Raw genomic sequence first — 16,211 nt, 5'->3', positions numbered from 1 at the left:
TAGCGTGAAAGAGCAGAGGGGCTCCTAAGAGCCCCTTTTTTAATTATTTTGCAGATTGACGACGACGTGCAGCAGCCGCTACAACGCCCATACCCAAAGCCAGCAAAGCAAAGCTTTCTGGTTCTGGTACTGGCGTAGTCACAGCTACAGAAGAAATCGTCAACAAACCAGCTTGTGAGAATGTCACTTTGGTGTTGTCGTACAGGAAGTTGGTGCCCGCGCCGTTTGTTTGTTTTTGAACGGTTTGGTACAGGCTCATTTCGCTACCCAGCAAAGCGATAGAGGTTGGGCCTTGGTTACCATTGTTATCGTTCGCAAAGTAAGTGAATGGGTCATTGTTTTGGTAAACAATCTGGTTGAAGTTACCAACGGCAGTCACCAGTGGTGTCTTGGAAATAGCCAGCGCCTGTTCATTAGTTGGGTCGAAATAAGTCTTATCGTAGGAAGAAATGATGCCGCGAGCACCAGCCGCTGCACCAGCACCCAAAGTGTCACCAGCAAGAACGTTGTAGTAAGTAGTGCTCAGGTTTGCACCGCTGATGAATGACTGGAAAGCTGAGTTTGAGCTCAGATCAAATGTCAATGCAGTGTTAGCACTGTCAAAACTGGAATCAGCAACATCTGTACCGATTTCATTCAATGTGCTGTAAAAATAGCCAGTATCAACTACCAAAGCGGTGCTGGTAGAACGATCAAAAATGGTCAAAAATAAAGAACCATTACCACTTGCTGGCACGCTAGTCGCGCTAGCCACACCTGACACTGTTAAAGCCAATGCAGCCACTAATGCTTTTACTTGAAATTTCATATACTTCTCCTTAAATTTTTTTGAGCAAACCGATAGAAAGAGCAAACTACTAAATACCTGAGCGAATACGATGAACCTCATCACGGAAAAGTATGGGGTCACCAGATGACAGCCTTATTTTGAAAACCTAGTCCGCATGGACTAGGTTGACCGCGTTAAACACCAAAATAAAAATCCTAATGAGTATAAAAATCGAAAATGACAGCCTAAAAGTGAAAACTAGTCCGTTAGGACTAGTTTTATTCACAGCAAAGCAGAGGTAGGAATGTGGTTTATTGTTTGCGGGCAATAAGGCCTAGTTTGAGGGCTTTGCTGGCGGCCTGGCTGCGGTTCTCTACATCCAGTTTGCGCAAGATGTTTTGCACATGGTTTTTAATCGTGAGCGGGCTGACGGTCATGATGTTGCCGATCTCCCAGTTGGTTTTGCCTGCCTGCAACCATTCAAGTACCTCGAGCTCACGTTTGCTGAGTGGCTTGATGCGACCATTGCGGGCAGTCGTGGATAACACCGAGGGACATTTATTAGCGGTGACTTTAACAATCGCGCAATGCAGGTGCGGCATCAGCAGCTCTAACAGATGGGCAGTTTGCGCATTCACGGGCGAACTCAAACGGCCAAACATGACCATGGTAGCAATGCGGCTGTGCTCGTTACCAAAGCCGTGCACGACAAAGCGCTTGAGCTCGGAGGCCAGCATACGCTCGGCATCCACATGCTCAATGGCATAATGATTATATTGCTGCGCAGTGAGCTCGGTATGATAAAACACCGGCATCCCCAGCTTGCTCCAGCGCGTAAAGGCTTCGTTCACCAGGCCATCTTCTTCGTTCAGTACTTGGTCAAACTGCGTGTCTCCAAAATAGCGACTCGACGTCAGGTACTCATAGTCATAGCTGGCACGCTCCAGGCCACGCACACCGATAATGACTACCTCGTGCGCCAGCAAACACTGAAACCCTCGCTGCAACCAGTTAAAGAGGTGAGAGCGATGCTGCAGGCGCAGCGATTCCTCAATCACCTCCATAAATAAGGCGCGTTGTTCCTCATTCAGCGCCAACGTCCACTGGTCGTTAACCTGATCTATCCCTGTTATTGTTGTGTCCATGTGTTAACCACATTGATATAAATGCAGCAAGTGTGCTCAGAATTTGTGACATAAAAATGATTCTTACATGTCAGCCAATTGATACATTCATGACAACGGATTAGCTGCGCGGACTAGCTTGAAAAACACGGTTTTTTTTGGCAGCATGTACACCAGTCAACAGCCACGCGACATATGACAATCGTGTGAATAGACTGGCAAATGTTGGTTAAGCACCGCCCCTGCTGCTGTCTTAGCCATGTCACATGACCATGGCACAATGCACCCATGACAAAGACACCGACTCACCGCTTACATGGCATCGCACAGGCAGTATTGCTGGCGACGATGGCCGTGTGCACCAGCGCTGACGCAGAGACATCGGCACCTGTTACTGGCGCGATGGTGCAGCCGCTGGCCGAGCAGATTGTGCTGGATAACTCGAATGACCTGGAGTTGGTGATTAGCAATACTAATAGTGAAGATGCTGACAGTGCGCCCGCCGCCCCATCAAGCCGGGCCAACCTAAGCAAGTGGAAAAACGGCACAGTGCCTTATCAGGCGGAGGTACAAGCCGCCGCAGAGGCTACCAGCCTGGACCCGGCGCTGATCCATGCCGTGATTGCCACCGAGTCCGGTTATAACCCGAGCGCCCTGTCTCGCAAAGGCGCTTATGGCCTGATGCAAGTACTACCAGCCACGGCCCAAACCATGACGGCGATCCCGGTCAGGCAGTGGTCAGTGCCGCAGCAAATCTTGTGGGGCTCGCATTATTTAAAAAAAATGCTGGATATGTTTGAGGGCAATGTGACACTGGCACTGGCCGCTTACAATGCCGGGCCACAAGCCGTGAAAGCGCATCAGCATGCCGTGCCACCGTTTGCTGAAACCAGGCAATATGTACCCAAGGTGTTGGGGTATTATCAGACATTCAAAACCCGGCTCACCGCTGCCAGTTACGCTGGCCAGCGCGGCAACTGAGGCTATTTAACGGTTGACCCAGGCCTGCTCCAGATCAGCCAAGGTATTCGGTTCATACACAAACTGCCAGGCACGATAATGCTTGGCACCATGAAAACCCGATTGAGACTCCTGGTAACCGGTGCTGCGTATCGGCGCTAACAGCGACTGACCATGCACGCCAACGATACGGCCATCGCGGATGATCAGCGTCATGCCCTGTTTGACATCAAACGGGTCTGGATACAATTTTCGTAAATGCCGTTTGGGCACTGGGAATCGCTTGTCTTCGATTAACTCGTCCAACCTTACCGGGTATTGCTTTACCGGCTGTGGCGTCGATTCATAATACCGCCCAATCGCCAAGCGGTAAGCCTCGCCAGTTTCTAGCAACAAGGCCTCATTTGTGCGCTGTGACTGCTGCTGCCACATCACAGCGGCGCCCTGCATGGCAATGGCCGCGAGCACCAGCGTCACCATCACGCCTATGTAAGAAAAACCGTCTTGCCTGCGCATGCCTTCGCTTACCAATCGGTATACGCCGAGCCATCTGCGGCCTGGCCGGTGGCACTACTGTGCACACTGTACACCGCGCCCACCAAAGGCAATTCTGGCGGCGTAATCACCCAGACATCATTACGCTCGGCAATCGGGTCCCAGGGCAACTTGTCTAAATAGTGTTTATCCACCAGCTCCTGCAAGGTATCCGGGTACTGGCCCTGGTCGGCATAGTATTCGTCGAGGGCTTTGCGCGTGGTGGCCAGTTGCTGCTTGAGTGCCTGCTCTTTGGCGCGCTGCACGCCAGAAAAATAACGCGGCACGGCCAGTGATAATAACAACGCCAGAATCGACAGCACCACCAGCAGCTCGACCAGCGTAAAACCGCGGCGTTTACCATTGCGCATAAGCCACTCCATTAATGCCGGTTTGTGTGCTTAGTGAATACACATCGTAGACATCTTGCGTATAGCGCGGTTGCTCCGGTGGGCTGTCGTAACTGCGCAGACCCCAAGCCTGATTCAAAGGGCCAGCGCCCGGATTTTTCATCATCGGGTCTTGAGGAATGCGACGTAAGAAACGTATGCGCTCATGCTTGGTACTTTTGGCATCTTCCACACCGTCTACCAGCACCTGCAAATTAGGCGGATAACCGCTGGCATCAGCATTCTTTTTCACCCTGCCCTCATCCGCTGCCTTTTTGTAAGCATCAATCGCACGCCGCATTTCACGCAAATGCTCGCGTAATTGCTGTTCTTTTTGCCGCTGCACCGTCAGCTGTATCATCGGCGTGGCGACGCTGGCCATAATAGCGACAATCACCAGCGATACCATCAGTTCAATCAGGGTAAATCCAGCTAAGCGTTTCACTGTACCCCCCTCAAGGAATCACCTTGGGTGCCGGTAAGGTGGTCGTGCCCTGCTCAGAAATCCCGTTAACGTTATTGGACAAGCCCGGCATGGCTGAAGGAGGCTGCATAGACTCAGTCGTCGCCGGTGGCGTATCTGGCGCTGGCAAGGCGGCCGGTTCTGGCGCCGGCGCAGATTCAGGCGTGTCATTCACTGGCACCTCTGCAGCGTCATTTAACTCACGCTGACGTTGCTGTTGTTGCTCACGTACTTGCTGACCGCGTGTGAGGGTGTTACTTGGCGTGCTGTTTAATAATGGCTTGTCAGAAATCACGGTGTCCGTCCCGCTCCAGTATTCTGAGAACGTCGCCTCAGGCAGGGTCACATTGCTGATGACCTTGGGCGTGATCGCCAGCACAATTTCGGTTTTATTTTTCTCATCAATATGGCGCGAGAACAGGCGGCCTAAAATCGGAATCTCGCCCAGGCCTGGTAATTTGTCGGCGTTTTTACGCTCCGAATCCTGAATCAGGCCGGCCAGAATTTGTGTTTCGCCATGCTTGAGGCGTAGCATGGTGGTCGCGTTACGGGTGCCAATGTTATACACCTTGGAGTTATTGCTCAGCGTAATGGCCTCGCCCAGTGAACTCACCTCCAAATTGACTTTAATGCTGACGAAATCATCCAGCATCACACGCGGCTCCACCTCCAGCTTGAGCCCCACATCCACATAAGACACGCTTTCTGAGGTGCCGACGTTAGCCGTGGTGTTGGTAGTAATCACCGGCACTTTGTTACCCACCAGCACCTTGGCTTTTTCGTTATTTTTCACGCGTATACGTGGATTAGACAGCAAGTTCAAGTCAGTATCGGTGGTTTTAAATTGCAAGCTAGGATTAGGGCTGACGCCGATATCAGACGATTTGATGCGCTTGAGCGCTTCCAGCGTCAACTGGCTATCCAGCACGGTGAGTGACGACGGATAGACAATCCCCAACTGGTTCATTTTGCCGCGCGTGATTTCCATCACCTCGATTTCCAGCATCACTTCCGGGTCAGCAATATCCTGTGCCTTGATCATTTTCTCCGCCAGCGCCAGCACTTCCGGCCGATCTCTGAGCACCAGCATGTTCAAGCGCTCATCCACATACACATCGCGGATTTTTAAAATGGTGCGCAACATATCGGCACACTGCTTGGCGCTGGTGTTGGCAAAGTAAAAGTTGCGGATCAGCAAGTCCTGATAGTCTTTATTCTTTTGCTGGGTAGCCGGATAGACCAGCACGCTGGTGGCAGACAGCACTTTCTTTTGCAAACCATTACTGGCCAGCACCATGTCTATCGCCTCTTCAATCGGCATTTTTTTCACGAATACCGAGGCCTTGGTTTCTGGCTTGATGTCTTTATCGAGCACAAAATTCACACCCGTCGCACGTGACAAGGCCTCAAACACCACCTTGATATTGGCATCGCGTAACTCCAGCGTCACCGGCTTGCTCAAGCCAGTTTGCAACTGCGGCAACGCGGCGCGCGCTTTGGGCTCCATCGCAATCAGTTGTTTTTCCAGCGCCTGTGCTTGCGGATTAGTCGGCTGCTCCAGCAATACATCACGCACCTCTTTTAAAGCTTGTTTGGGGTTATCCATATGCTGTTTGGCGGCTTCAAGCTGCTTGCGCAAGGCGATTTCACGTGCACTGGCATTCTCATAAGCCAATGCTTTGATGTGGTGCGAATCCAGCGTCAGAATACGCGCATACACCTGTTTGGCCAGGACAATATCGCCCCTGGCATCGGCGGCCTCAGCCTCGGCTGACAGCGCATTAATTGCTTGCTCTCGCTCACGGAACCAGCGGTTACGCAAGGTCACATCGGCCGGACGCTCAGCGACTTGCTGTGCCAGCTCATGCACTTTTCCTTCTGGTGTGGTGGCAGTGAGCTTGGGCGGAAACAGGCCGCACGATGACAGCAGCCATGCCGACACACTGATGACGACATAGCGTGGAATCGCAGTCTGCCAGGGCGCACTTAAGTTAAAAGCATTCATTGGTTAAGCATTTCTTCTTGAGGATTGTTGTCAGCATCGGCCATCGCCTGGCGTTGGCCAGCTGCTGTTTTGGTTTTACTCAGCACCACGGTTTTATTCAGTGGCAAATAGGTGAAATACACCGCCTGCATATCCTCGCGGTCTACGCGCCACTGTGTGGTGACATTGCTGCCCAGCTTGGGCAATAACATCTTTTTCTGCTGCATTAAAATCACCGCGTCGCCACCCGGCACATCCTGCATACTGCCCACATAGGTATAAGGCAATGGTGGTGCCTCAGGCGGCGGTGGCGGTTGTGGTTTTGGCGGTGGCGGCAACCATTCGTGTGCCGCGAATAAGACATGGCTTATTTTTGCAGCAGGCAACTGGCGTGTGAAATAAGTCTCTTCACGGGCAGGCGTAGTGGCCACCGAGTCTGATGCCGTTGCAAGTGCCGCTGCGGGCTGGCTGTCAGGTGCTTGCGGCATGGCAGCGGCTACTACGCTTGGCTCTGGTCTGCTCACCCTCGGTTTGGCAACCTCCACGTTAGTCTCAGTAGCAATCTCCTCTTGCGACCATTGCCAATAGACAAGGCCCAGCGTGAGCAACAGGATTAGCCACAACAGTGGTCGTGTGGATGGTTTGGACTCAGACACCATCTACGCGCCCTCCGCGAATAAACACCGAGAATGTCAATGTGGCATCAACAACAGGTTGTACCGTTTCATTTTTGCGCAGCTCCAGCCCGGTGAGCGCCATAGAGGGATACTGTTTGAGGACATCCAGCATAAATTGACGGCACGTCGCGTAGTCGGCCTGAATGGTAAAGCGCATATCAAACTGCTGAATAGCTTGTGTTGTGTTGCTGGCCTGATGCGCCTGCCATTGATAGTCACCCACATTGAGCGCAATCTGCCGCTTTTGTGCCATGCGGGCGATGGTGATCATGCGGGGGGAAAGGTCCGCAAAGACCGGCAGTTGTTGCCACAAGGTGGCTAATTGCACAGGCTGGGCTGGCAACGGCTGCTGTGGTGCAAGCGCCGCCACTGCAGCTATGGGCATAGCCTGCGCCGGGCGCAAAGGTGAGGCCGCCAACTGGTGAATCTCTTTTTTCAGCGCATCCAGCTGCGCCACTTGGGTGGACTGCTGCTGTGACAACACGCCCCACAGCGCCAATAACAGCACAGACAACCCCATGGGTAGCCAGCCGAGATACCATGCACAACGGCGCAGCAGCCATACCAGCGTCATGGGGGCAGGTAAACGTAATGCAGTCATGGTTGCCACCCGCCTTGAATCTCAAAACTGACCGGACGTTGCGGATGACTTTCGTTCACCTGGTGTTTTTGCAGATGCACTTGGCTGAGCGCAGGCAGCGCTTGCAACTGGCTCACATACTTGAGCAAATCCTGATAACTTTTTGCTTCGCCTGACAACACAAACTGGCCACGGTTGGCATCTGGTAACAATTGCAATAGAGCAATCTCGGCCACTTGTTGCGACTCCAGCGCCTGCAATAAATCAAACCAGCGTACATTAAGCTGCTGCACAATTTTTTCGGCCGCTTTTTGCTCTGGCTGGCTCAATACCTTGACCGCTTGCCGGGCGACCACTTTGCTGACAGGTGGGTGTGCGGCGGTTGTCGCCGTTGCCTGTTGCTGCATCAACTGCTGCTGACGTTGTGCAAGCCGCTGCAACTGTGCCTCAGTGTCAGTGACCCCTGCATACTGTACCGCTACCAGCATGCCTAATAGCATGACCAGCACCGCGCCAGGCCAGCGCAATAGCTGCCAGGCAAACATTGGCCGTGAAAACTCCAGTAGATAATTCGGGTTAGGCCACATGCGCAAGCTCCTGTCGCCATGGGGCAACCGCACGGCTGGCTAGCAACACTTGCCAGGACACCTGGCCGGACAAAACCTGTTTTAACTGGCGCCCAGTCTTTTCGACTGCCTGGCAACCAGGCTCTAACAACCAGTAGCACGAAGAAGCCTGCACGCCCAGCAAGGTACGTTCGCGCATGAGCCAGGCAGCCATGGTATCCACATCAGCCATCTCCGTCGCCAGGCTGGCAACATGAATCATGCGACCGTGATCCAATTGCAATAATCGCAACATCTGTGGCTCGGCCGTCAGCACTGTCCCACTCACTGGCAAACGCGTTTGCGCCCACAAAGCGCTGGCATAAGGCTGTACCGACCACTGCATGGCATGGCTAGCCAATAATGCAGAGATATCCAAAGATGCCAAGGCAGGAATCGCCACCAGTAAGCTGTCTTGCGGCTGCTGGATATCCTGCAAACGAAACGGCCAGGCCCGAGCGGCCTCACCATAGGTTTGCATCAACATCGCGCGAGCATAGGCCTGCTGCTCCTGCCCGGACACATCCAGCGACTGTACGCTGTGCGTCATGGCAGGCAAGCGCAACAGATGCACATGCTTGTCGGCCATATAGACTTCTATCCGGCGCCAACGACTGGCGGGGAGTTGTGACAACAGCGCTGGCAGCGACGCTTGCAAATCCGTGCCATTCCAGCTGCTTTGTGCGGTCAGGCTGCGCGTGCGCAAGCCTGCAGGCCTGTGCTCCGCCAGTAACCGATCTGCGGTCACCAGCACGTTGGTCAGGCCACACCATGACCACTCAGGCAATAAACGTGACACGGTTAATCTCCTGTAAGCTGGTCATGCCTTCGGCCACAGCACTAATGGCTGCCTGGCGTATGGTACGCATGCCGTTTCTGGCTGCGGCTTCTTTCAACTGCCGGATTGGCTGCCTGGCAATAATCATCTCGCGCAGCTCGTCATTGAGTACCAGCATTTCTGCCACGGCTTTACGTCCTTTGTAGCCGGTGCCACGGCAATGGCCGCAGCCCTGCGCATGCTGAAACTGCATGGCCGCGGCTTGCTCTGTGCTCAGGCCAGAGGCGCGCAACATGTCTGCATCTGGCACAAAAGGCTCGGCACAATGCGGGCACAAGGCGCGCACCAGACGCTGGGCAATAATGCCGTTCACTGCCGACACAAAATGGTAAGGGTCGACGCCCATATGCATAAAGCGGCCAATCACATCCAGCACACTATTGGCGTGCACCGTCGAAAACACCAGGTGACCGGTCAGTGCCGCTTGCACGGCAATTTGGGCGGTGTCGGCATCACGGATCTCACCGACCATGATCTTGTCCGGGTCGTGACGCAAAATCGAGCGCAAACCACGCGCAAAGGTCAGGCCTTTTTTCTCATTGACCGGAATTTGCAGCACACCAGGCAACTGATACTCCACGGGATCTTCAATGGTGATGATTTTGTCAAAGCCGGTATTCACTTCTGAAATCGCCGCATATAAAGAAGTGGTTTTACCGCTACCGGTGGGGCCAGTGACCAGCACCATACCATAAGGCTCACTGGCCAATTTTCTAAAACCAGCAATCACCTCGTCATCAAAACCCAAAGCTTTTAAACTTAGTCCTTGCGCCTGCTCGGTCAGCGCCTTGCGATCCAGTACACGCAACACGGCATCCTCACCAAAGGCACTTGGCATGATAGAAACGCGGAAATCGATCAATCTGCCCATGGCGTGTACTTTAAAGCGACCATCTTGCGGAATGCGGCGCTCGGCAATATCCAGTTGCGCCATGACCTTGATACGTGAAATCGCCTGTTCTGCGCTATCCAGGCCCGGGCTATTGGCAATACTGGCCATCACACCGTCAATGCGGTATTTGACTGCCAAACCGCCAGGATGGGTTTCCAGGTGGATATCGCTGGCGCCGGTTTTCAGCGCGTCGTACAAGGTGGAATTAATCAGCTTAACAATCGGGTTGGCGTCTTCATGGATGGACTTGAGCGACAATTGCATGACGACTTCTTCGTCGCCTTCTGCCGCGTGCTCGGTCGAGAGGCCGACGCCATCCATGGCACGCATGGTTTCTTCTTCACCGGCGAGGTAGGCACTGATTTCCAGCCGATGCGCCAACCGCCACTCAAACGGCACTTGCACCGCATGCTGCGCCCACAATGGCAACTGGCGGTTAAACGGGTCAGCAAACACCAGAATGAGGGTTTGTGCCGCATCATAAAACGCCAGACACTCTTTCTGCTGCGCCTCGTTATAGCTCACCACGTCAAAGGCGACCTGCCACTCACGCATGTCGCGCATGGTCGCCAGCGGGTAATGCAGCAACTGCGCCAGTTGGCTCACCAGCATTTCACTGTCTGCCGGGGCGAGGTCTTCCAGCACTTCAATCACACGGCGCTGCTGTTGCAAAGCCTGTGTTTGCGCAAGGGATAACGAGTCGGCCGATAACATGGGCAAAGCCTGGTTCATTGGATTTGCCCCGCCAGTTCAAAAATAGGCATATACAGTAGCAACACGACGACACCGATGACCAGACCGATAAACAGCATGAGCAAAGGCTCAAACAACTTGGTAAACCAGTCTATCCAGCGCGCCAGTTCTTCATCATAAAACCCGGCAATGCTGTCCATCATCTGTGCCACATTGCCACCCCGCTCGCCCACCAGCAGCATGCGCTCGCCAATGGGTGTGGTCATTCCCACGATCTGAAACGCATGGGAGAGCGGCTGCCCCTGACTAATCATGGTTTGTGCCTGTTGCAGACTGCGCGCCATGCTGCTGTCCAGCAAGCCGCCCAGCGAATCGAGGGCCGTCATAATTGGTGTACCGCCTGCCAGCAACATGCCTAAGGTGCGGTAAAAACGGGCGAGCTGGTAGAGGTGGAGTTTTTCACCGATGGCCGGAATGCGCCAAATGGCTTTGAGCATAGACTGTCGCGTCGCCGGTGTTTTGAACAGCAGTACCAGACCAATGACCATGGCTACCACTATCGCCAGCATGGTCTCGCCATGCTGTGAAATCAGCGTGCCCCACTGCAACATCACTTTGGACATCCAGGGTAAATCGGCGCCGGTGCCTTCATACACACTGCTAAATTTAGGCACGACAAACCCCATTAAAAAGGCAATCACCAGGCCACCCACCACCATCAACAACAAAGGATAAATAGAGGCACTGACGATTTTCTTTTTGAGCAATGAGACCTGGTTGTCGTAGGCAATGTAGCGCGTCAAGGCATTGCCCAAGTCACCGGTGCGCTCAGCGGCCTTGACGGTCGCGATATACAGCGGCGGAAACACCGTCGGCTGGCGCTCAAGCGCTGCTGAAAAAGACTTGCCTTGTTGCAGCGACTGCAAAATCGCTTGCAACACCGTGCGCGTATGATCCTGGCGCAGCGCCAGTGCATCGACCGCTTCCACCAGGTTCAGGCCAGAATCCAGTAAAGCCAATAGCTCCTGACTGAACAAGGCCAGCGGAAACGCTTCGCGCTTGGAGACTTTGGCCGCCTTTTGCGCATGCAGCGACACTGGCATCAGGCCTTTAGATTTCAGTTGCGCATAGGCATCCTGCTCATCATCGGCCTGCAGTTCCACCATTGCCAGCGTAGAACCATTGAGAACTTTTGCCTGATAATGCATGGCAGTTACCAGTTGGTAATGTCCTGCGCTTCGTCGCTACCACCGACCTGGCCATCTTTGCCCAGGCTGAATAAATCATATTCGCCATGCTGGCCGGGGGTACGGTATTGGTAAGGCTTGCCCCATGGATCATTCGGCACGGTTTTTTTCAGGTAAGGGCCACTCCAGTGCGTATTGTTATCGGCATTGCTCATCAGCCCCTGCAAGCCTTGCTCAGTGCTCGGATAATGACCAACATCGAGCCGGAACTGATCCAGCGCCTGCTCCAGCGCCGCAATTTGTGCCTTGGCTGTTTTGACTTCAGACTTGCCAATCTGCTGAAAATACTTGGGCCCGACATAGCCTGCCAGCAAGCCAATAATGACCATGACAACCAATAACTCCAGCAAAGTAAAACCGCGACTGTTCCAAACAGAACGACAAGGCATCGCTAACACTCCATGAAAATTTGATGACAATACTAAGCAGATTAGATTGCAGAAAAGTGGCGGCAATATGACAAGGCGTCACAATTGTAATGTTGATTTAACATTACAAAGCAGCTATGAAGTGGCGTGAGATAGATTTCTGGGCGAGGCACACCCAGAAAATAATAACATATATTAATTTATTTTTAAATAAATTAATAATTTACCGGAAAAAGGGGCGACAATCGCAATAGTGCTTACTCGCCCAAAAAGCCGCCACTCTGATGTGCCCACAATTTGGCGTAAATGCCCTCTTGTGCAAGCAATTGGTGATGAGTGCCAGTTTCGACAATACGGCCCTGATCAAGCACAATCAGCCTGTCCATGGCGGCGATGGTCGATAAGCGATGCGCAATGGCGATCACCGTTTTGCCTTCCATCAGTTGGGCAAGGTGATGCTGAATCGCCAGTTCGACCTCAGAATCCAGCGCACTGGTCGCTTCATCCAGCACCAATATAGGCGCATTTTTGAGCATGACACGCGCAATCGCAATCCTCTGGCGTTGGCCGCCAGAGAGCTTCACACCGCGCTCACCCACATGCGCATCATAGCCAGTGCGCCCCTTGGCATCGTGCAGGGTGAGTATAAATTCATGCGCTTCGGCACGCTTGGCCGCGATGATCATTTCATCATCACTGGCATCCGGGCGGCCATATAAAATATTCTCGCGCACCGAACGATGCAGCAAAGAAGTATCCTGGGTCACCATGCCTATCTGCTGGCGCAAAGAATCCTGTTTTACCGCATCAATCGCCTGCCCATCAATGCGGATATGCCCGGCCTGAATATCGTAAAAACGCATGAGTAAATTCACCAGTGACGATTTACCGGCCCCAGAGCGCCCGACCAGGCCCACCCGTTCACCAGGCTGGATATGCAGGTTAAAATCCTGCAACAGTGGTGCTTGTTTGTCATAAGCAAAATCCACATTCTCAAACGACACCGCACCTTTAGGCACAGCCAGCGTCAGCGCGTCAGGCACATCCACCACGCGATTTTCCACAGACAAGGTATTCATGCCATCTTGTACGGTGCCAATCTGCTCATACAGCGAGGTCAGCTCCCACATCACCCAGTGCGAAATCCCGTTCAGACGTAACCCCATGGCCATGACAGCAGCGACCGCACCGGCAGCAACCAGGTTTTGCGACCACAGCCACAACACCATGCTGCCACTGGCAATGATCAGGCACATGTTTAAAAAGTGATTAATGCTCTCAACACAGCTGACCATGCGCATTTGCCCATGCACCGTATCCAGAAACTCTTGCATAGCGGATTGCGCATACCCTGCTTCACGCCCGGCATGCGAAAATAATTTAACGGTCGAAATATTAGTATAGGCATCGGTAATGCGACCTGTCATCAGCGCGCGCGCATCTGCCTGATGCTGTGAAACCTTGGCCAGACGCGGAATAAAATAGACCAAGGCACAGGCGTAAAGCAGCAACCAGCCCAAAAACGGCAACACCATCCACGGGTGAAAACTGCCGACCACCGTCACAATCGTGGTGAAATAGAGCAGCACGTACACCATGATATCGGCCAGAATAAACCACACTTCGCGCACGGCCAGCGCGGTCTGCATCACCTTGGCAGAGACACGACCGGCAAACTCATCTTGGTAAAAGCCCATGCTTTGGTTGAGCATATGCTGATGAAACTGCCAGCGTAAACGCATCGGAAAGTTACCCGCCAGCGTTTGGTGCTTGATCAAGGTTTGCAGCACAATCACCAGAGTACTACCCATTAAAATCGCGGCCACCAGCCACAAGGTGTCATGATGCGTGGTCCACAATTGGCTAGGCACAATTGCGGTCAATTTATCAACCACTTTGCCCATCAAAGCGAACAATAAGGCCTCAAACGAACCGATACAGGCAGTGAGTATGGTCATGGCCAAAATATAGCGACGCATGCCATAAGAGCATGCCCACATAAAAGGCCAAAAACGGGTGGGCAGCTGATTGAGTATCTCGCGCGGAAACGGCGATACCAATGCTTCAAAACGGCTAAATAATCGCATGATCACTACTTGGAATAAATGGTACAAACGGCTTCGGCAGCAATACCTTCGCTGCGCCCGGTAAAGCCAAGTTTTTCTGTGGTGGTCGCTTTGACATTCACCTGGTCAATGGCAATCTGACAATCCGCCGCAATATTGGCGCACATTTGCGCCGTATGCTTACCCAAGCGTGGCGCTTCGCAAATCACCGTCGCGTCCACATTACCAACCAGATAGCCTTTATCGTTGAGCAAGGCCACCACATGCCTTAACAACGCGCGCGACTCTATGCCTTTAAAGCGTATATCGGTCGGTGGAAAATGTTTGCCAATATCGCCCAAGGCGGCAGCGCCTAACAAAGCATCGCAGATCGCATGCAGCAAGACATCGGCATCTGAATGTCCATCTAGGCCATGACTATGTGGGATAGTCACGCCACCGATAATACAGTCACGGCCCGTGACCAGCGCGTGCACGTCAAAGCCGTGACCAATTCTAAAGGGGATCATTCTGCATCCTGTTCGCTCTGTGTCGCCCGCATCAGCGCCTTAACAACGGCCACATCATGCGGATACGTAATTTTTAGGTTTTTTAAATCGCCCAGCACGAGCTTGGGGACGTAGCCCGCCCATTCCATGACCTGCGCTTCATCGGTAGGCTGACGCTGCAAATGTGTCGCCAGTGCCTGCTGCAACATGCCCGCTTTGAACATTTGCGGCGTCTGCGCTTGCCACAATGCTTCGCGTGGAATCGTCTCTGCGACCTGCTGTGTTGCATCGGCGCGCTTTAAGGTATCTGCCAGCGGTAAGGCGAGCAAACCGCCGACATCCGTCGAGCTGATAGCAGCGATTAAACGCTGTACCATCGTAGCATCTAGGCCAGGGCGTGCCGCATCATGTACTAATACCCAATCGTCCTCGTCAACGTGTGACGCCATGGCTTGCAAGCCCTGATACACCGATGCCGCCCGGCTATCGCCACCACAAGACAATACCTGTGTTTTATGACAACCCTGTAGCAGGGTATTGGACCAATAAGCATCCTCAGGCGCAATCACAATAAAAACCTGGCTAATTTCGGGCATCGCCTCAAAAGTATCGATCGCGTGACGCACGATCGGTATCCCGTTGAGCGGCAAATATTGCTTAGGAGCCGCACTCTGCATACGCGAGCCGCTGCCTGCACTGGGGATCAAAACATGATATTGACTCATCTCGTTATTTTATCATGTAGCCATGCACTTCTTTTGCAAGCCTTAAATCAACAAAATGATTACCTAATCGCTTTTGTTTGAGCTGAACTAAATATCGCTTAAAAGTCACCCGATTATCCAATAGTACTTCGTAGACAAATTACGTCATATAGCAATGTTGGCATTATCACGAGTAAGGGTTTCAACAGGGCAATTACTGTAAATCTTGGCTACTTAATCGATAAGATAATGGGAAATCAGATCGCAAAAATTATTCCTCAAGATGACCAAAATATCTTGTCGCGTACTGGCAATTGAACCAATTTATTAGTGTGGAAGGTATGCAGTCTGATATTGGCATCGAATTGAACTCACACAGAGCAAACCTTTACCAAGCTAAATAGGCAAATAACAAATGATTAATAAATCAGCCCATTTAAATAAAATCCAATTGAATGCAGCAAACTTTTTGCTTGCGATTGCACTAAGTAAATCGTCTATTTAGACAGTTTTGTGCAACTTACGTGGTTGCTTTATGTGGTCTGTTTTATTTATTTTGAGCAATAAAAAACCCAGCACTATTGTGCTGGGTTTTTATGTAAGGAGCTTGGGGATGACCTACTTTCGCATACGAAGAGTACACTATCATTGGCGCAAGTTCGTTTCACGGCCCTGTTCGAGATGGGAAGGGGTGGTTCCAAACCGCTATTGTCCCCAAACATAACTGGTAATGTTATGCATGGTGCTGACGTGAGTCAGCCTGCTTTAACAAATTGGAAGAAGTAAAGGATTTAAGCTCGCAGGCTTAAGTATTTCAATGGGATTAGGGT

At 52.3% G+C, this 16,211-nt stretch carries 17 protein-coding genes and 1 rRNA gene; 1 reads left to right on the top strand and 17 read right to left on the bottom strand.

Going from position 1 to position 16,211, the window contains the following annotated elements:
* Window positions 1-43: 43 nt before the first annotated feature.
* Window positions 44-808 carry a PEP-CTERM sorting domain-containing protein gene (locus E6Q52_RS12960; protein WP_292822689.1) on the bottom strand — a complete coding sequence of 255 codons (765 nt, stop codon included), beginning with the start codon at window positions 806-808 and terminating at the stop codon, window positions 44-46.
* A 272-nt stretch (window positions 809-1,080) separates the two neighbouring features.
* Window positions 1,081-1,914: an XrtB/PEP-CTERM-associated transcriptional regulator EpsA gene (gene epsA, locus E6Q52_RS12955; RefSeq protein WP_292822687.1), complete on the bottom strand. Its 834-nt coding sequence runs from the start codon at window positions 1,912-1,914 to the stop codon at window positions 1,081-1,083.
* A gap of 267 nt (window positions 1,915-2,181) precedes the next feature.
* Between epsA and E6Q52_RS12950 the strand changes: the two genes are divergently transcribed.
* On the top strand, window positions 2,182-2,874 hold the full coding sequence (locus E6Q52_RS12950; protein ID WP_292822685.1) for a lytic transglycosylase domain-containing protein: 693 nt from the start codon (window positions 2,182-2,184) through the stop codon (window positions 2,872-2,874).
* A 6-nt stretch (window positions 2,875-2,880) separates the two neighbouring features.
* Here E6Q52_RS12950 and E6Q52_RS12945 read toward each other — a convergent pair whose 3' ends face one another.
* The 15 genes from E6Q52_RS12945 to rrf all read right to left on the bottom strand — a co-directional run bounded on the left by E6Q52_RS12945 (window position 2,881) and on the right by rrf (window position 16,100).
* Window positions 2,881-3,369, bottom strand: coding sequence for a type II secretion system protein (locus E6Q52_RS12945; protein WP_292822683.1), 489 nt, complete (start codon window positions 3,367-3,369; stop codon window positions 2,881-2,883).
* An 8-nt stretch (window positions 3,370-3,377) separates the two neighbouring features.
* Entirely contained in the window at window positions 3,378-3,758 is a 381-nt protein-coding gene (locus E6Q52_RS12940; protein WP_292822681.1) for a type II secretion system protein, read from the bottom strand.
* Window positions 3,745-4,221, bottom strand: coding sequence for a type II secretion system protein (locus E6Q52_RS12935; protein WP_292822679.1), 477 nt, complete (start codon window positions 4,219-4,221; stop codon window positions 3,745-3,747). Before E6Q52_RS12935 ends, E6Q52_RS12940 begins: the two co-directional genes overlap by 14 nt.
* A gap of 10 nt (window positions 4,222-4,231) precedes the next feature.
* The gene (locus E6Q52_RS12930) at window positions 4,232-6,244 is read right to left on the bottom strand and encodes a secretin N-terminal domain-containing protein (protein ID WP_292822677.1); all 2,013 of its coding nucleotides are present in this window, start codon (window positions 6,242-6,244) and stop codon (window positions 4,232-4,234) included.
* Window positions 6,241-6,882: a hypothetical protein gene (locus E6Q52_RS12925; protein WP_292822675.1), complete on the bottom strand. Its 642-nt coding sequence runs from the start codon at window positions 6,880-6,882 to the stop codon at window positions 6,241-6,243. Before E6Q52_RS12925 ends, E6Q52_RS12930 begins: the two co-directional genes overlap by 4 nt.
* Window positions 6,872-7,501, bottom strand: a complete 630-nt coding sequence (locus tag E6Q52_RS12920) for a hypothetical protein (RefSeq protein ID WP_292822673.1) — start codon at window positions 7,499-7,501, stop codon at window positions 6,872-6,874. Before E6Q52_RS12920 ends, E6Q52_RS12925 begins: the two co-directional genes overlap by 11 nt.
* Window positions 7,498-8,067, bottom strand: a complete 570-nt coding sequence (locus tag E6Q52_RS12915) for a PilN domain-containing protein (RefSeq protein ID WP_292822671.1) — start codon at window positions 8,065-8,067, stop codon at window positions 7,498-7,500. The genes E6Q52_RS12920 and E6Q52_RS12915 overlap by 4 nt, the downstream gene beginning before the upstream one ends.
* A complete protein-coding gene (locus E6Q52_RS12910; protein ID WP_292822669.1) occupies window positions 8,057-8,884 on the bottom strand; it encodes a hypothetical protein in 828 nt (275 codons plus the stop codon). Before E6Q52_RS12910 ends, E6Q52_RS12915 begins: the two co-directional genes overlap by 11 nt.
* Window positions 8,865-10,547 (bottom strand): GspE/PulE family protein, encoded by a 1,683-nt coding sequence (locus E6Q52_RS12905; protein WP_292822667.1) that lies wholly within the window; start codon window positions 10,545-10,547, stop codon window positions 8,865-8,867. Before E6Q52_RS12905 ends, E6Q52_RS12910 begins: the two co-directional genes overlap by 20 nt.
* Window positions 10,544-11,716, bottom strand: coding sequence for a type II secretion system F family protein (locus E6Q52_RS12900; RefSeq protein WP_292822665.1), 1,173 nt, complete (start codon window positions 11,714-11,716; stop codon window positions 10,544-10,546). Before E6Q52_RS12900 ends, E6Q52_RS12905 begins: the two co-directional genes overlap by 4 nt.
* Window positions 11,717-11,721: 5 nt before the next feature.
* Window positions 11,722-12,144 (bottom strand): type II secretion system major pseudopilin GspG, encoded by a 423-nt coding sequence (gspG, locus tag E6Q52_RS12895; RefSeq protein ID WP_292822663.1) that lies wholly within the window; start codon window positions 12,142-12,144, stop codon window positions 11,722-11,724.
* Between the two features lie 236 nt (window positions 12,145-12,380).
* On the bottom strand, window positions 12,381-14,210 hold the full coding sequence (locus E6Q52_RS12890) for an ABC transporter ATP-binding protein (protein WP_292822661.1): 1,830 nt from the start codon (window positions 14,208-14,210) through the stop codon (window positions 12,381-12,383).
* Between the two features lie 5 nt (window positions 14,211-14,215).
* Entirely contained in the window at window positions 14,216-14,698 is a 483-nt protein-coding gene (gene ispF, locus E6Q52_RS12885; protein WP_292822659.1) for a 2-C-methyl-D-erythritol 2,4-cyclodiphosphate synthase, read from the bottom strand.
* Window positions 14,695-15,402, bottom strand: a complete 708-nt coding sequence (ispD, locus tag E6Q52_RS12880) for a 2-C-methyl-D-erythritol 4-phosphate cytidylyltransferase (protein WP_292822657.1) — start codon at window positions 15,400-15,402, stop codon at window positions 14,695-14,697. The genes ispF and ispD overlap by 4 nt, the downstream gene beginning before the upstream one ends.
* Before the next feature lie 584 nt (window positions 15,403-15,986).
* Window positions 15,987-16,100: ribosomal RNA gene (rrf, locus tag E6Q52_RS12875) — 5S ribosomal RNA — on the bottom strand.
* Window positions 16,101-16,211: the final 111 nt, after the last annotated feature.

This window comes from Methylophilus sp. (genome assembly GCF_008015755.1).
GTDB lineage: Bacteria > Pseudomonadota > Gammaproteobacteria > Burkholderiales > Methylophilaceae > Methylophilus.
This window is presented reverse-complemented; position numbering and strand designations above follow the sequence as displayed.

Excerpts from the sequence above, each read along its gene's own strand:
- E6Q52_RS12960 (WP_292822689.1), bottom strand. The coding sequence starts at position 808 with ATGAAATTTCAAGTAAAAGCATTAGTGGCTGCATTGGCTTTAACAGTG.
- epsA (WP_292822687.1), bottom strand. The coding sequence starts at position 1,914 with ATGGACACAACAATAACAGGGATAGATCAGGTTAACGACCAGTGGACG.
- E6Q52_RS12950 (WP_292822685.1), top strand. The coding sequence starts at position 2,182 with ATGACAAAGACACCGACTCACCGCTTACATGGCATCGCACAGGCAGTA.
- E6Q52_RS12945 (WP_292822683.1), bottom strand. The coding sequence starts at position 3,369 with ATGCGCAGGCAAGACGGTTTTTCTTACATAGGCGTGATGGTGACGCTG.
- E6Q52_RS12940 (WP_292822681.1), bottom strand. The coding sequence starts at position 3,758 with ATGCGCAATGGTAAACGCCGCGGTTTTACGCTGGTCGAGCTGCTGGTG.
- E6Q52_RS12930 (WP_292822677.1), bottom strand. The coding sequence starts at position 6,244 with ATGAATGCTTTTAACTTAAGTGCGCCCTGGCAGACTGCGATTCCACGC.
- E6Q52_RS12925 (WP_292822675.1), bottom strand. The coding sequence starts at position 6,882 with ATGGTGTCTGAGTCCAAACCATCCACACGACCACTGTTGTGGCTAATC.
- E6Q52_RS12920 (WP_292822673.1), bottom strand. The coding sequence starts at position 7,501 with ATGACTGCATTACGTTTACCTGCCCCCATGACGCTGGTATGGCTGCTG.
- E6Q52_RS12915 (WP_292822671.1), bottom strand. The coding sequence starts at position 8,067 with ATGTGGCCTAACCCGAATTATCTACTGGAGTTTTCACGGCCAATGTTT.
- E6Q52_RS12905 (WP_292822667.1), bottom strand. The coding sequence starts at position 10,547 with ATGAACCAGGCTTTGCCCATGTTATCGGCCGACTCGTTATCCCTTGCG.
- E6Q52_RS12900 (WP_292822665.1), bottom strand. The coding sequence starts at position 11,716 with ATGCATTATCAGGCAAAAGTTCTCAATGGTTCTACGCTGGCAATGGTG.
- gspG (WP_292822663.1), bottom strand. The coding sequence starts at position 12,144 with ATGCCTTGTCGTTCTGTTTGGAACAGTCGCGGTTTTACTTTGCTGGAG.
- E6Q52_RS12890 (WP_292822661.1), bottom strand. The coding sequence starts at position 14,210 with ATGCGATTATTTAGCCGTTTTGAAGCATTGGTATCGCCGTTTCCGCGC.
- ispF (WP_292822659.1), bottom strand. The coding sequence starts at position 14,698 with ATGATCCCCTTTAGAATTGGTCACGGCTTTGACGTGCACGCGCTGGTC.
- ispD (WP_292822657.1), bottom strand. The coding sequence starts at position 15,402 with ATGAGTCAATATCATGTTTTGATCCCCAGTGCAGGCAGCGGCTCGCGT.